This window comes from Streptomyces sp. HUAS TT7, from assembly GCF_051550175.1.
Lineage (GTDB): Bacteria > Actinomycetota > Actinomycetes > Streptomycetales > Streptomycetaceae > Streptomyces.
In genome coordinates this window covers 1,716,803-1,730,623 of record NZ_CP196175.1, presented here as the reverse complement: position 1 = coordinate 1,730,623, position 13,821 = coordinate 1,716,803, and the positions used below count along the sequence as shown (strand labels likewise).

At 72.0% G+C, this 13,821-nt stretch carries 13 protein-coding genes and 1 pseudogene; 11 read left to right on the top strand and 3 right to left on the bottom strand.

Annotated features, from left to right (window positions below):
* The first annotated feature begins 4 nt into the window (after positions 1-4).
* The 6 genes from ACSHXC_RS07585 (at position 5) to ACSHXC_RS07560 (ending at position 5,550) form a co-directional block, all read left to right on the top strand.
* Positions 5-697 (top strand): response regulator, encoded by a 693-nt coding sequence (locus tag ACSHXC_RS07585; protein WP_438290831.1) that lies wholly within the window; start codon positions 5-7, stop codon positions 695-697.
* Entirely contained in the window at positions 694-2,160 is a 1,467-nt protein-coding gene (locus tag ACSHXC_RS07580; protein WP_438290830.1) for an ATP-binding protein, read from the top strand. The genes ACSHXC_RS07585 and ACSHXC_RS07580 overlap by 4 nt, the downstream gene beginning before the upstream one ends.
* A complete protein-coding gene (locus ACSHXC_RS07575; RefSeq protein WP_438290829.1) occupies positions 2,157-2,657 on the top strand; it encodes a hypothetical protein in 501 nt (166 codons plus the stop codon). The genes ACSHXC_RS07580 and ACSHXC_RS07575 overlap by 4 nt, the downstream gene beginning before the upstream one ends.
* Positions 2,658-2,787: 130 nt before the next feature.
* Positions 2,788-3,390 carry a hypothetical protein gene (locus tag ACSHXC_RS07570; RefSeq protein ID WP_438290828.1) on the top strand — a complete coding sequence of 201 codons (603 nt, stop codon included), beginning with the start codon at positions 2,788-2,790 and terminating at the stop codon, positions 3,388-3,390.
* Positions 3,391-3,505: 115 nt separating this feature from the next.
* Positions 3,506-4,279 (top strand): alpha/beta fold hydrolase, encoded by a 774-nt coding sequence (locus ACSHXC_RS07565; RefSeq protein ID WP_438290827.1) that lies wholly within the window; start codon positions 3,506-3,508, stop codon positions 4,277-4,279.
* Positions 4,280-4,317: 38 nt separating this feature from the next.
* On the top strand, positions 4,318-5,550 hold the full coding sequence (locus ACSHXC_RS07560) for a cytochrome P450 (protein WP_438290826.1): 1,233 nt from the start codon (positions 4,318-4,320) through the stop codon (positions 5,548-5,550).
* Here ACSHXC_RS07560 and ACSHXC_RS07555 read toward each other — a convergent pair.
* Complete coding sequence (locus ACSHXC_RS07555; RefSeq protein ID WP_438290825.1) at positions 5,547-6,290, bottom strand: hypothetical protein; 744 nt, start codon at positions 6,288-6,290, stop codon at positions 5,547-5,549. The genes ACSHXC_RS07560 and ACSHXC_RS07555 overlap by 4 nt on opposite strands.
* Before the next feature lie 306 nt (positions 6,291-6,596).
* Between ACSHXC_RS07555 and ggt the strand changes: the two genes are divergently transcribed.
* Entirely contained in the window at positions 6,597-8,411 is a 1,815-nt protein-coding gene (gene ggt, locus ACSHXC_RS07550) for a gamma-glutamyltransferase (protein ID WP_438290824.1), read from the top strand.
* A gap of 149 nt (positions 8,412-8,560) precedes the next feature.
* Entirely contained in the window at positions 8,561-9,262 is a 702-nt protein-coding gene (locus ACSHXC_RS07545) for a glycoside hydrolase family 75 protein (RefSeq protein WP_438290823.1), read from the top strand.
* Positions 9,263-9,441: 179 nt separating this feature from the next.
* On the opposite strand, the gene map is transcribed toward ACSHXC_RS07545, so the two are convergent.
* Both map and ACSHXC_RS07535 read right to left on the bottom strand, forming a co-directional pair.
* Entirely contained in the window at positions 9,442-10,209 is a 768-nt protein-coding gene (gene map / locus ACSHXC_RS07540) for a type I methionyl aminopeptidase (RefSeq protein ID WP_438290822.1), read from the bottom strand.
* 59 nt (positions 10,210-10,268) lie between these two features.
* Positions 10,269-11,438 (bottom strand): annotated as a pseudogene (locus ACSHXC_RS07535) (thiolase family protein).
* Between the two features lie 109 nt (positions 11,439-11,547).
* Here ACSHXC_RS07535 and ACSHXC_RS07530 point away from each other — a divergent pair.
* The 3 genes from ACSHXC_RS07530 (at position 11,548) to ACSHXC_RS07520 (ending at position 13,817) form a co-directional block, all read left to right on the top strand.
* Complete coding sequence (locus tag ACSHXC_RS07530) at positions 11,548-12,063, top strand: winged helix-turn-helix transcriptional regulator (RefSeq protein WP_438290821.1); 516 nt, start codon at positions 11,548-11,550, stop codon at positions 12,061-12,063.
* Positions 12,064-12,194: 131 nt separating this feature from the next.
* Positions 12,195-12,455: a helix-turn-helix domain-containing protein gene (locus tag ACSHXC_RS07525; RefSeq protein ID WP_438290820.1), complete on the top strand. Its 261-nt coding sequence runs from the start codon at positions 12,195-12,197 to the stop codon at positions 12,453-12,455.
* A gap of 93 nt (positions 12,456-12,548) precedes the next feature.
* Positions 12,549-13,817 carry an alginate lyase family protein gene (locus tag ACSHXC_RS07520; RefSeq protein ID WP_438290819.1) on the top strand — a complete coding sequence of 423 codons (1,269 nt, stop codon included), beginning with the start codon at positions 12,549-12,551 and terminating at the stop codon, positions 13,815-13,817.
* The last annotated feature ends 4 nt before the right edge of the window (positions 13,818-13,821 follow it).

Sequence of the window (13,821 nt, the reverse complement as noted above, 5' to 3'; positions counted from 1 at the left end):
CTCCATGCCACGCGTGCTTCTCATAGAAGACGACCCCTCCGTGCGTGAAGGGGTCGAGCTCGGGCTGCGCAGGCGCGGCCACGAGGTGCTGGCGGCCGGGACCGGCGAGGCCGGACTCGGCTCGCTCAAGACCTTCCTGCCCGACCTCGTGCTGCTCGACCTGATGCTGCCCGGCATGAACGGCGTCCAGGTCTGCCGCCGGATACGCGAGACCAGCCAGCTGCCGATCATCATGCTCACCGCGCGCGGCGACGACTTCGACGTGGTGGTCGGCCTCGAAGCGGGCGCCGACGACTACATCGTCAAACCCGCCCGCACTGAGGTCATAGAGGCCCGCATCCGGGCCGTACTACGCCGCCTCGCCGACCCCACGACTGCCCGCCCCGGCCCCGAGTTCCACGGCGAGCTCGCCCTCGACCGGGCGGGCCTGACCGCCGCCAAGAACGGCGAACGGCTCGCGCTCGCCCCCTCGGAACTCAAACTCCTGCTGCACCTCGCGGCCTCGCCCGAGCAGGTCTTCAGCCGCCAGCAGCTCCTCGAATCGGTGTGGGAGCACAGCTACCACGGCGACGCCCGCCTGGTCGACGCCTGCGTACGGCGGCTGCGGCAGAAGCTCGGCGACACCGCGGGCCCCGACGGCGGCCCCCGCTACATCCAGACCGTGCGCGGCTTCGGCTACCGCTTCGGGCCCCTGTGAGACTCCCCGTCCGCCGGGCCCTGCGCCTCGGCCTGCGCACCCGGCTGATCGCCGCGTTCCTCCTGGTGGCCGCGGTCAGCGCGGTCACGACCGCGGCCCTCACCTACCAGTCGGCCCGCTCAGCCATCCTCCAGCAGACCCAGGACCAGGCCGTCGAGCAGTTCCGCGAGCAGATAGCCAACCAGCACTTCGGGCTGCCCCCCTCCCCCGCGGTGCTGAAGGACGTCAGCCAGGCGCTGGCCAGGGCGGGCAAGCCGCGCCCCTGGATCGTGTTCGCCGAGTACGGCAGCCTGCGCGCGTCCTCGACCATGCGGCCCACCTCGACCGTGATCACCGACGATCTGCGCCGCCAGACCCACGCCAACACCCACGCCTCGTTCCAGCGGGTGGTCCAGGACGGCACCCCGTATCTGACCATCGGCATGCCGGTGATGTTCGACCAGTACGGCCACCAGCAGCGCAGCGGGGTCTACCTGTACGCCGTGATGGACCTCAGGCCGGAGGGCGTCACCATCCGGGCCATGGTCTCGGCGGCCAAGAACGGGGCACTGCCCGCCCTCGCGGTCGCCGTGGTCCCGGCGCTGCTCGCCGCGCGCAGCGTGCTGCGGCCGGTGCGCGATCTGCGGCGGGCCGCGAGCAGCATGGGCAAGGGCCGGCTCGACACCCGCATCGAGGTCAAGGGATCGGACGAACTCGCCGATCTGGCCTGGACGTTCAACGAGTCGGCGGAGGAACTGGAGCGCTCCGTCGAGGAGCTGCAGAAGGCCGAGGCGCGGGCGCGGCGGTTCGCCTCCGACGTCTCGCACGAGCTGCGCACCCCGCTGGCCGGCATGCTCGCCGTGACCGAGGTGCTCGACGAGGACGCCGACGGGCTCGACCCGGACACGGCGCGCGCGGTGCGCCTCATCTCGGCCGAGACTGGCAAGCTCGCCACCCTTGTCGAGGACCTGATGGAGATCTCCCGCTTCGACGCCAAGGCCGCCGAGCTCAACGCCGACGAGGTCGATGTCGCCGAGACCATCCGCAAGACCCTCCAGAGGCGGCGCTGGGAGGACCGCGTCGTCACTCAACTCCCGGACGGCGTACGGGCGATGATCGATCCGCGGCGCTTCGACATCGTGGTGGCCAACCTCGTTGGCAACGCCCTGCGGCACGGCTCGGAGCCGGTGACCGTACGGCTGCGTCCGGGTTCCGGCGACGGGCCGCTGGTGGTGGAGGTCGCCGACAGCGGGCCCGGCATCGACGCGGCCGTGCTGCCGCACATCTTCGACCGCTTCTTCAAGGCGGACGCGGCCCGTACCCGCTCGGCGGGCAGCGGCCTCGGCCTCGCCATCACGATGGAGAACGTACGGCTGCACGGCGGCACGGTGAGCGCGACGAACGGCCCTGACGGTGGCGCGGTCTTCAGGGTCGAGCTGCCCACCGGGCTGCTCGCGGCCGCCCCCGCGGAGGCGGTGCGATGAGGCCCAGGACCGCCGGGCCCCGTGCGCTGGCCGCGCTCGCCCTGCTCCCGGCCGGACTCCTCGCGGCCGGCTGCGGCATCCAGTCCACCGACGTCATCGCGGTGGGCGGGCCCGCGAGCGCGCAGGCCGTGCCGCCCGACGCCGACGCGAACGGGACGGTGCTCTACTTCGCGGGACCGGACGGGCTGATGCCCGTGCTGCGGCCGGTGCGCTCCGGGCCGCAGCTCCCGCTGCTCTTCGCGGGTCCCACGAAGGAAGAGGCGGCCGCCGGGATCCGTACGGAACTGCCACCCGGTTCGGGCGTCCCCAGGATGCGCGTGGCGCAGGGCATGATCACGGTCGCGCTCGACCAGGACGTCGCGGGGCTCACGCCGCTCGCCCAGCAACAGATCGCCTGCACCGTCGTGCAGTCGGTGGCGCCGGGCGGGCGCCTGAAGGTGACGATCACCGGCACCGACGACCACAGCTCCCTCAGCCCCCTTGCCTGCCCGGCCTGAGAAGGCGCCGATCCGAGAAAGGCGCCTGCCCCGGAAAGACGCCGGGATGATCTTGGATTGTTGACTTCAATTCAGTAAACCCATGGGTAACACTCTGGCGTCCGGGCTGCCGACGGACCAAGCTCTCCGTGTGGAGAATTCAGCCAGCGCAACGCAGCCCGGGGCCGCCCCGATCGTCCTGCGGCTGCGGCGCACCCTGATCTGGGTCCCGCTCGCCGCGATCGCCGTGGCCGTGATCTGGTGCATCGCCGCCGCCTCCGTCTTCGACGGGCCGAACAGCGGGTTCGCGGGCCCCGTGATGGCCGTGTCGGGCGTGGCCGTCCTGGTCGCCGCGGTCACCTTCGCGGGCTACCTGCTGCGCCCGCTGCGGCTCGGCCTGGACGCCGACGCGCTCACCGTGCGGCTGCCGACCTGGCCGGCCGACCGTATCGACTGGGACGACGTGACCGCCGTGACCGCGGTCGCCGTACGGACCGGCCACAAGGTGCGCCGCTTCCTCGTCGTGGACCTGCGCTCACCCGCGCTGCCCTACATCAGCCGCCCGCGCTCCATGTACCGGCGCCTGGCGCCCGTCCTCGGCCGCGCGAAGGACGCCCACGGGCTCTGCTTCGAGGAGCAGATCTTCGACTTCGACGCGGCCGGACTGCTCGATGCGGTGCGGGGGTTCGCGCCCGCCGAGGTCGTCGTCGAGAACCGCACGGTGGAACCGGCCGAGAGTCCCTGGGAGTTCTGACCGGCTTCTTGCCAGGTGGCAGGGCGAGCGCCACCGTGTACGCGTACGTCTCGCGCGCCGACAGCACCACCAGCGAGCCGTACGCCGACGACCGCTGCCCGGAATCGGAGTGCCCATGGCCGGATTCACGCTGCCCCACACCCTCCACGGCGACGGCGCCCACCGGGTCGTCGCCGTGCACGGCTGGCTCGCCGACCGCGGCGACTACGCCGCCGTGCTGCCCGACCTCGACGCCGCAGCCTTCACCTACGCCTTCGTCGACCTGCGCGGCTACGGCGAGGCCAGGGACGCCACCGGCGCGTTCACCACGAGCGAGGGCGCCGAGGACGTCCTGGCCCTCGCCGACCGGCTCGGCTGGCACCGGTTCTCGCTGATCGGCCACTCGATGGGCGGCGCCGTCGTCCAGCGGGTCCTGGCCGCCGCCCCCGACCGGGTGCGCCGCATGGTCGGCATATCGCCGGTCCCGGCGAGCGGCATGCCGATGGACGAGGCGACCCGCGAACTGTTCACCGAGGCCGCCGAGCACCCCGCCAACCGCCGCGCCATCATCGACCTCACCACCGGCGGCGACCGCCCCGACGCCTGGCTGGACCGGATGACCCGGCGCTCGGTGGACCGCAGCGACGCCAAGGCGTTCCGCGCCTGGCTCGACTCCTGGTCCGGCGAGGACTTCCACGAGGAGACCGAGGGCTCCCCGGTGCCCGCGCTCGCGGTGACCGGCGCGCTCGACCCGGCCCTCAACGCCCAGTTCCTGCGCGCCACTTGGCTGCGCTGGTACCCGGCGGGCCAGCTCGTCGAACTGCCCCACGCCGGGCACCACGCCATGGACGAGGCGCCGCTCGACCTGATCCGCACCGTCGAGGACTTCCTGCGAGCCGACCATGTCTGACCCGCACGATGTCCCCGACAGGCCGGGCCATCCCCACCATGGCTGACACCCCCGACGTCTTCGACCCCCGCCTGTACGCGGCCGGGCCGCCGCACGCCGCCTACCGCGAGCTGCGCGACCACCACCCGGTCGCGTGGCAGGAGGAGCCCGAGGTGCTCGGCTGGCCGGCCGGCCCCGGCTTCTGGGCGGTCACCCGCCACGCGGACGTCGTACGGGTCCTCAAGGACGCGGGCACCTTCTCCTCGGCGCTCGGGGCCACCCAGATCCGCGACCCCGACCCCGCGGACCTGCCGTTCATCCGCCGCATGATGCTCAACCAGGACCCTCCGCAGCACGGAAGGCTCCGCCGCCTGGTCAGCCGCGCCTTCACGCCCGGCCGGATCGACCGCTTCGAGGCACTGGCGCGCGAGCGGGCCCGCGCCCTGCTCACCGGGGCCCGCGACGGAGCCGAGGACAAAGTGGCCGACCTGGTCGCCGACGTCACCGACGACTACGCGCTGCTCAACCTCGCCGACCTCCTCGGGGTGCCGCCGGGCGACCGGGGCCTCCTCCTGGAGTGGACCGAGCGCGTCATCGCCTACCAGGACCCGGACGAGCCGCCGGTGCCCGGCCCCGACGGCCGGCCGGTCAACCCGCGCTCGCCCGCGATGCTGGCGGAGATGTTCGCGTACGCCCAGGAGCTCGCCGCGTACAAGCGCGAGCGTCCGGCCGACGACATCATGACCTCGCTCGCCCACTCGGAACTCGCCGACGCCGAGCTGGAGATGTTCTTCTTCCTGCTGACGGTGGCGGGCAACGACACCGTACGCAGCGCGGCCCCCGGAGGCTTGCTCGCACTGGCCGAACACCCGGATGCGCGCAGGAAGTTGACGGAGGGTCGTGTCCCTCTGGACGTGGCGGTCGAGGAGCTCCTGCGATGGCATCCGCCGGTGCTGAGCTTCCGGCGCACCGCCGACCGGGCCACCGTCCTCGCCGGGCAGCCCGTCGCGGCCGGCGACAAGGTCGTCGTCTTCCACGCCTCCGCCAACCACGACGAGCGCGTCTTCGCCGACCCGCACCGCCTGGACCTCGCCCGCACCCCGAACCCGCACGTCTCGTTCGGCGACGGCCCGCACGTGTGCCTCGGCGCGCACTTCGCCCGGCTGCAGCTGAGGGTGCTGCACGAGGAGGCGCTGCGCATCCTGCCCCGCACCGAAGTCGCGGCCCCGCCGCGCCGGCTCGTCTCCAACTTCATCAACGGCATCAAGTCCCTGCCGCTGAGGGTGGGTTAACTGCCCGCCCGGTGCGAGGTGCGGATCACCGGGGCCGGTTCCTGGGCCGCCCGGGTCACATCGGCGACGAGCTCCACCACATCGGGCCCGTACGCATGCGAGTTGACGACCTTCAGGAGCAGGCAGAACGAATTGTTGCCGTGCTTGCGGGCGAGCCTCTCGGAATTCCGGGCGAGATAGCGGGTGGCGGCCTGGTTGGTGATCGCGCGCTGGCCGCAGAAGAGGAATACGGGGCGCGAGTTCTGCCCGACGGTCACCCGGGCCAGGATCACGTACTCGGCGACGCCGCCCTCCAGGCGGTAGCGCTCCGAGCCGATCTGGAAGGCGCCCCGGTCGGGGCCCGGCTCGGTGTCCACGTTCATCTTCACGCCGGGCAGGAGCGAGGCGAGGTGGGCCGCCATCCGCCGGTTCGAGCCCGGCCCGCCGAGGCAGAACTCGGTGCGCTCGCCGAAGCCCTGCTGGGCCAGGTCGTGCTGGATGATCTGGGCGTGCGCTCCGCAGTCCTTGATGAGCGAGGAGAGTTCGAGCAGCGCGAACACGTCGAAGCGGTGCACCGAACCGTCGTGCCCCGCGTCGCGGTTGACAACGAGCAGGCACTCCGAGTGGTCGGGCAGCCCGAAGAAAGCCTGTTTGCGGCGGAGTTTGCGCTTCCAGAGATAGTTCCGGGCGACCCAGCCCAGGGCGGCGCTTATGCCCGCCGCCACCACGCCGAGCACGATGTTGCGTACGTCGTCATTCATGGGCGGGGATGTTAGGCGGTCTTCGCGAAGTTCGCTGCAGTGGGGCACGCCCCGAAAGGGGCGCGGGCCTGTGACACGGTGCGGCTCCGCCGCGATGGGGGTCCCCCTGTTCAGGGGGGTCCCCTGGCCCTTTAGGCCTTGGGGGAGAAGCCGAGAACTCGGGGGAGCGATCGCCCCCACCGGTGCGCAGAGTCTCCACGTCCCGCGGAGCGCCTCGCGGGAGTTCGTGCCCCTGTTCGACATGCCCATGACGCGAACCCCGGGGCGGCGTTACGCTGCGCGGACGTTCGCCAACGGGAGGTATGCATGCGTCGTCCTGCTGCCCGCACCCTGTCCCTCCTCGCCGCGGCGGCCGCCGTCGCGGCCTCGGTCGCCGCCGCGCCGCCCACGACGGCCGCGCCGCCCGGCCGGACCCCGGCCAAGGTTCCGGAGGCGGTCGGCTACGGGGGAGCGGTTTCCAGCGTGGACGCGGACGCGTCCGCCGCCGGCCTCGAAGTTCTCAGGGGCGGCGGCAACGCGGTGGACGCGGCCGTCGCCACCGCCGCAGCCCTCGGCGTCACCGAGCCGTACTCCTCGGGCATCGGCGGAGGCGGCTACTTCGTCTACTACGACGCCGCCTCGCGCTCCGTGCACACCCTCGACGGCCGCGAGACCGCGCCCGCCTCCGCCACGTCCTCGCTGTTCGTGGAGAACGGCAAACCGCTGCCCTTCGCTGACGCCGTGACCAGCGGACTCGGCGTCGGCACCCCGGGCACCGCGGCCACCTGGGACCGGGCTTTGGACGCGTGGGGCAGCAAGTCGCTGCGTACGCTCCTGAAGCCCGCGGAGCGCCTCGCGCGCGACGGGTTCACCGTCGACGACACCTTCCGTTCGCAGACCAAGGACAACCAGGCCCGGTTCGCCGACTTCCCCGACACCGCCAAGCTGTTCCTGCCGGGCGGGCAGCTCCCGGTGGTCGGCTCGACCTTCAAGAACCCCGATCTGGCGCGCACCTACGAGGAGTTGGGCCGCAAGGGCGTCGACGCGGTCTACCGGGGCGACCTCGGCGACGACATCGTCAAGACCGTCCGCAAGCCGCCCGTCGACCCCAAGTCGACCCGCAAAGTGCGCAGCGGCGACCTGACCGAGAAGGACCTGCGCGCGTACGAGGCTAAGTTCCAGGCGCCCACCAAGGTCGACTACCGCGGGCTCGACGTCTACGGCATGGCCCCCTCCACCTCCGGCGGCACGGCGGTCGGCGAGGCGCTCAACATCCTGGAGAACACCGACCTGTCGAAGGCCTCGGACGTGCAGTTCCTGCACCACTACATCGAGGCCAGCCGGATCGCGTTCGCGGACCGGAGCCGCTGGGTCGGCGACACGGACTTCGAGAACGTGCCGGTCAAGGGCCTGCTCTCGCAGCGCTTCGCCGACTCGCGGGCCTGCCTGATCAAGGACGACGCGGTCCTGACCAGCCCCCTGGCGCCCGGCGACCCGCGCCACCCCGCGGCGTGCGAGACGTCGGGCCCGGCCGCCCCGACCACGTACGAGGGCGACAACACCACGCATCTGACGGTCGCCGACAAGTGGGGCAACGTCGTCGCGTACACGCTCACCATCGAGCAGACCGGCGGCAGCGCCATCACCGTGCCCGGCCGGGGCTTCCTGCTCAACAACGAGCTGACCGACTTCTCCTTCGTCCCGGCGAACCCGGCCGTCCACGACCCGAACCTGCCGGGTCCGGGCAAGCGGCCGCGCTCCTCCATCTCGCCGACGATCGTGCTCGACCGGCACGACAAGCCGGTGCTCGCGCTCGGCTCACCGGGCGGCGCGACCATCATCACCACCGTTCTCCAGACACTGATCAACCATCTGGACCGGGGGATGCCGCTGGTCGACGCGATCGCGGCACCGCGCGCCAGCCAGCGCAACGCGGCCCGGACCGAGCTCGAACCCGCCCTCTACAACAGCCCCTTGAGGGCCCGGCTGGAGGCGCTCGGCCACTCGTTCTCGCTGAACCCGGAGATCGGGGCGGCGACCGGGGTGCAGCGGCTGCCGGACGGGCGCTGGCTCGCCGCGGCCGAGAAGGTGCGGCGGGGCGGCGGCTCGGCGCTGGTGGTCCATCCGAGTGGAAAGCGGTAGCCCCGGCTGACGTCGCCGGTGAGGCCCATGGTCCCGTCCTGAACGGCCGGGAACCATGGGCCTCTTGTTGCGTGGGGTCGGCGATCACGGTTGGCGGCAGCGCACGTGCGAAAAAGCTAAGGAAACGTTTCTGAAGGAAGGGTCCCCGGGTGCGTACCAGAAGGCTCGCCCTCGCTGCGGCATCCGGCGCCGCCCTGCTCGCCGCGGCGACGTTCCGGGGCACCGCGGCGACGTTCCGGGTCACCGCGCCCGTTTCGGCGGCCGCGGGCCCGGTCGGGGCGGCCGAACTCCTCGCCAAGGTGGCGACCTGTTCCCAGATCTCCCACGGCAAGTACAAGACGGACACCTCGGCCGCGGCCGCTGTGCCGGTCTGCGGCATGGACGGCGCCGTGTTCTGGAAGGCCGGACTCGGCATCGACTGCGACGGCCAGATCACCGAGGCCTGCAACGAGAACACGGACCCCTGGTTCCAGCCCGACACCACCTTCCACCAGTCGAACGGCATGCCGCTCAGCGCGGAGCAGCTGCCGTACGTGGTGGTGCCGAGCGCCGGCTCGATCTGGAACTACGCCTCGGACGGCATCAAGGGCGGCGGCGTCGTCGCCGTCATCTACGGCAACAAGGTCGAGTACGCCGTCGTGGGCGACTTGGGCCCGAGCAACACCATCGGCGAGGCGTCGTACGCGACGGCCAAGGCGCTCGGCATGGACCCCGACCCGAGGACGGGCGGCGCGGCATCCGGCGTCACGTACATCCTGTTCAAGAACTCCCAGGCGAAGCCGATCGAAAGCCACGGCGCGGCAAGGACTCTGGGCCACGACCTGACCCAGCGATTCCTGGCCAATAACTGATTGCCTGGAAGGGGCGCGGGCTCGTGACATGGTGCGGCTCCGCCGTGTGAGCGGGCCAGCCGCGTCAGCCTTTAAGGGGCGCGGGCCTGTGACATGGTGCGGCTCCGCCGCGTGGGCGCGACCAGCCACAGACGGCCCGCCCCCAACCAACAACACGTGGAAGCGAACAGCGCGCCCCGCTAGGGCAGGGTGAGGATACGAGGCCCCGCATCGGTGATGGCAACAGTGTGCTCAGCATGAGCCGCCCGAGCCCCGCTAAGGGCACGCAGAGTCCACCCGTCAGCCGCCGGATAGTACGCATCGCTCCCGTCGGCGATCAGCATCGGCTCGATCGCCAGCACCATCCCGTGCCGCAGCACCATGCCCCGCCCGGCCCGCCCCTCGTTGGGCACGGCCGGGTCCTCGTGCATGTGGCGGCCGATGCCGTGCCCGCCGAACCCGTCCGGGATGCCGTAGCCCGCACCCCGGCAGACCTTCTCGATCGCGTGCGCGATGTCGCCGATGCGGTTGCCGACGACCGCCGCCGCGATCCCCGCGTCCAGCGCCCGGAACGCCGTCTCGACGAGCCGTACGTCCTCGGGCCGGGCCCGGCCGACCGTGAAGCTGATCGCCGAGTCCCCGGCCCAGCCGTCGAGGACCGCGCCGAAGTCGACGCTGACCAGGTCGCCGTCGCGCAGCCGGTAGCCGTCCGGGATGCCGTGCACGATCGCGTCGTTGACGGAGACGCATGCCGTGGCCGGGAAGGGGACCGGCGCGAACTCGGGGTGATAGTCGAGGAACGGCGACGTGGCGCCCGCCTTGAACAGGATCTCCCGCGCGGCGGCGTCGAGTTCGACGAGGCTGACGCCGACGTCGGCCGCCTCCCGTGCCGCCGCAAGGGCCTGGGCCACCACGCGACCGGCCTCGCGCATCGCATCCATCTGGGTATCGCTCTTGATCTCCACCATTCCAATTACTATACCGGTATTTGAATGGGGTGGGTGCCCGGGTCCTCGTCGGGGTCACCTCAAATGGCCTCCAGGATCGTCGCGTTGGCGAGGCCGCCCGCCTCGCACATGGTCTGCAGCGCGTAGCGCGCCCCGCGCTCCCGCATCGCGTGCACCAGCGTGGTCATCAGGCGGGTGCCGCTCGCGCCGAGCGGGTGGCCGAGCGCGATCGCGCCGCCGTGCACGTTCACCTTCGCCGGGTCGGCGCCGGTCTCCTGCTGCCAGGCCAGGACCACGCTGGCGAACGCCTCGTTGACCTCGAAGAGGTCGATGTCGCCGAGGTCGAGCCCCGCCTTGCGCAGTACCTTCTCGGTCGCCGGGACGACCCCGGTCAGCATGAGGACCGGGTCGGAGCCGGTCACGGCGAAGCTGCGCAGCCGGGCGACCGGGCGCAGTCCGAGCCGGGCGGCCGTCTCGCTGGAGGTGATCAGGACCGCCGACGCCCCGTCGTTGGTCGGGCTGCTGTTCCCCGCCGTCACCGACCAGTCGATCTGGGGGAACCGCTCGGCGAAGGCCGGGTCCACGAACGACGGCTTGAGCCCGGCGAGGATCTCGGGGGTGGTGGCCGGGCGTACGGACTCGTCCCGCGTGAGGCCCGCGATCGGCGCGGTCTCCGCCGCGAACAGGCCGCTCTCCCAGGCGCGCGCGGCCTTCTGGTGCGAGGCGGTGGCGAACTCGTCCATCTGCCCCCGCCCGATCGACTACTTGGCGGCGATGAGTTCGGCGCTGATCCCCTGCGGGACGAGCCCCTCCGGGAAGCGTGCGGCGACCCCGGGCCCGAACGGGTCCTTCCCGGCAGGCACGTTGGACCACATCGGCACCCGGCTCATCGACTCCACCCCGCAGGCCACGACCAGGTCGTACGCGCCGGAGATCACGCCCTGCGCGGCGAAGTGCACCGCCTGCTGCGAGGACCCGCACTGCCGGTCGACCGTCGTCGCGGGCACGGAGTCCGGGAACCCGGCCGACAGCCAGGCGTACCGCGTGGTGTTCATGGCCTGCTCGCCGACCTGGTCGACGGTGCCGCCGATGACGTCGTCGACGAGCGCCGGGTCGATCCCGCTGCGCTCCACCAGGGTGCGCAGAGTGTGGGCGAGCAGCTCGACCGGATGGGTCCCCGACAGGGCCCCGCCGGGCTTTCCCCTGCCGATCGGTGTGCGTACGGCTTCCACGATCACGGCGTCACGCATGATGCGCTCCCTCGGCTCTACTCATGAGTAGGTTGGAAAACTGGACTCACTGTAACTCCGCGAGTAGGAAAATCCAACGGACTGGGTCCGGCTCGATTACCGTGGCCCCATGAACGTGTCCGAGCAGCCGCAGCAGAAGCCCGAGCCGTCGCGTACCGCCCGGGGCAAGAACCCCCGGCCGTGCTCGATTGCCGACGCGCTCTCGGTGGTCGGCGAGAAGTACTCCCTGCTCGTGCTGCGCGAGGTCTTCTTCGGCGTGCACCGCTTCGACGCGATCGCCAAGAACACCGGCGCTCCCCGCGACATCCTCACCACCCGGTTGCGCACCCTGGTGGACGCCGGCGTCCTGGAACGCGCCCTCTACAGCGAGCGCCCGGCCCGCTACGAGTACCGCGCGACCCCGGCGGGCCAGGAGCTCCGCCCGGTCCTCCTGATGCTCATGAACTGGGGCGACCGCCACCTCGCCGAGGTCCCCCCGACGGTGTGGCGCCACAAGTGCGGCGCGGACCTGGACCCCGCGGTGACGTGCCGGGACTGCGGTGAAGAGGTCCACCGGAGGGACATGACCGTACGGTTCGAGGTGCCGGGCTGGTCGGAGCAGGGGCCCGAGGGCGAGCGCCCTTGAGGGGTGCGGGGCTGTGACATCGTGCCGCTCCGCCGCGATGGGGGAGAAGTCGAGAACTTGGGGGATAGCCCAGCCGCGGCGGACCCGCGGACGACTCACCGCACAGGCACGCGAACGCCTAGAATCCCAGAATGGTCCGCACCCCCCTGACCCCCGCAGAGCGAGAACGTGGTGAGCGGCTCGGCCGGTTGCTCCGCTCGGCGCGGGGCGACCGCAGCATGACGGAGATCGCTGCCGCGGCGGGCCTCTCCGCCGAGACCCTCCGCAAGATCGAAACGGGCCGCGCCCCGACACCCGCGTTCTTCACGGTGGCGGCACTGGCCTCGGTCCTCGGCCTGTCCATGGACGAGATCGTGAGCGACTGCGAGATGCCGCCCGCGGTGGCCGCGTGACGCCGCCGAGGCCTCGTACGCCGAGGTAGCCGGCGCGCCGCGCCCGGAGAGGGGCCCCGGCGCTGCCTGTTCGGCGCAACAGATCCTGCGCGGATGGGTGCCCGGGGCGACCGTTGGAGCGTGGCCAATCCGTTGCAGTCCCCTCAGCGCCGCCGCCGTCCCGTGCTGGTGGCCGCTCTCAGCGTGCTCGCGCTGCTCGCCGCCTGTGCGCCCGGCCCGCACGTTTCTTCCGCCTCCGCCGCGGGCCACGCGACCCCCGCGGCGCTGGTCTTCCGCCACCCCGGCGTCGTCGTCGGCAGGAGTCAGCTCGACACGATGCGGGCGAAGGTGCGGGCCGGCCAGGAGCCGTGGCGCTCGGCGTACGAGCAGATGCGGACCAGCCGTTACGGCTCGCTCGCCTACACCCCGCACCCCGCCGAGGTCGTCCCGTGCCCGCCGAACGCGGGGCCGCCCGCCTGTCTCGCGGAACGCGAGGACGCCATCGCCGCGTACACCCAGGCGCTGCTGTGGAGCGTCAACGGCAACTCGGCGCACGCCAGGAAGGCCGTCGAGATCATGGACGGCTGGGCACAGGTGATCGAGCGGCACACCGAGGGCAATGCCGATCTCCAGACCGCCTGGGCGGGCTCGACCTGGGCGCGCGCCGCCGACATCGTGCACGCGGGCTATCCGCAGTGGCAGGCCCCGGCCGTGCAGCGCTTCAAATGGATGCTGCGCAAGGCGTATCTGCCCGCCGTGACCGCCAAGGTCCCCGATTACAACGGGAATTGGGAACTCGCGATGACGGACGCGGCCATCGGAATCGCCGTGTTCGTCGAGGACCACAAGGTCTTCACGGAGGCCCTCGACCGCTACCGGGCGCGGGTTCCCGCCTACTTCTACCTCGCCTCGGACGGCAAGCTGCCCAAGCCGCCGCCCGGCGGCTCGATGAACACCCCGGACAAGCTCGCCGCGTACTGGTTCGGCCAGCGCACGTACAGGGACGGGCTCGGCCAGGAGACCTGCCGCAACTTCATGCACGTCGGGTACTCCCTCGCCGCCTCCGGGCACATCGCCGAGACCGCCTGGCAGCAGGGCGTCGACCTGTACGGGCCGACGGCCGAGCGGCTGAAGGCGGCACTGGAGTTCCACGCCCGCTACCAGTTGGGCGCCCAGGCCCCGGCCTGGCTGTGCGGTGGCGACGTCCAGCGGACCATGGGCCCGGACGTCGAGGTCCTGCTCAACCACCTCCAGAACCGGCTGCACGCGACGCTGCCCGAGACGCGGGAGCTCGCCGAGCGGCAGCGCCCCGGCGGCACCGATGACCTCTTCGTCGCCTGGGAGACGCTGACCCACGCGCAGAATCCGGGAACGGCGGTGTAGGGCG

What these genes read in the sequence shown, in the direction of transcription:
- ACSHXC_RS07585 (WP_438290831.1), top strand. Translation starts at nt 5, where the DNA reads ATGCCACGCGTGCTTCTCATAGAAGACGACCCCTCCGTGCGTGAAGGG.
- ACSHXC_RS07575 (WP_438290829.1), top strand. Translation starts at nt 2,157, where the DNA reads ATGAGGCCCAGGACCGCCGGGCCCCGTGCGCTGGCCGCGCTCGCCCTG.
- ACSHXC_RS07565 (WP_438290827.1), top strand. Translation starts at nt 3,506, where the DNA reads ATGGCCGGATTCACGCTGCCCCACACCCTCCACGGCGACGGCGCCCAC.
- ACSHXC_RS07560 (WP_438290826.1), top strand. Translation starts at nt 4,318, where the DNA reads ATGGCTGACACCCCCGACGTCTTCGACCCCCGCCTGTACGCGGCCGGG.
- ACSHXC_RS07555 (WP_438290825.1), bottom strand. Translation starts at nt 6,290, where the DNA reads ATGAATGACGACGTACGCAACATCGTGCTCGGCGTGGTGGCGGCGGGC.
- ggt (WP_438290824.1), top strand. Translation starts at nt 6,597, where the DNA reads ATGCGTCGTCCTGCTGCCCGCACCCTGTCCCTCCTCGCCGCGGCGGCC.
- map (WP_438290822.1), bottom strand. Translation starts at nt 10,209, where the DNA reads ATGGTGGAGATCAAGAGCGATACCCAGATGGATGCGATGCGCGAGGCC.
- ACSHXC_RS07530 (WP_438290821.1), top strand. Translation starts at nt 11,548, where the DNA reads ATGAACGTGTCCGAGCAGCCGCAGCAGAAGCCCGAGCCGTCGCGTACC.
- ACSHXC_RS07525 (WP_438290820.1), top strand. Translation starts at nt 12,195, where the DNA reads ATGGTCCGCACCCCCCTGACCCCCGCAGAGCGAGAACGTGGTGAGCGG.
- ACSHXC_RS07520 (WP_438290819.1), top strand. Translation starts at nt 12,549, where the DNA reads ATGGGTGCCCGGGGCGACCGTTGGAGCGTGGCCAATCCGTTGCAGTCC.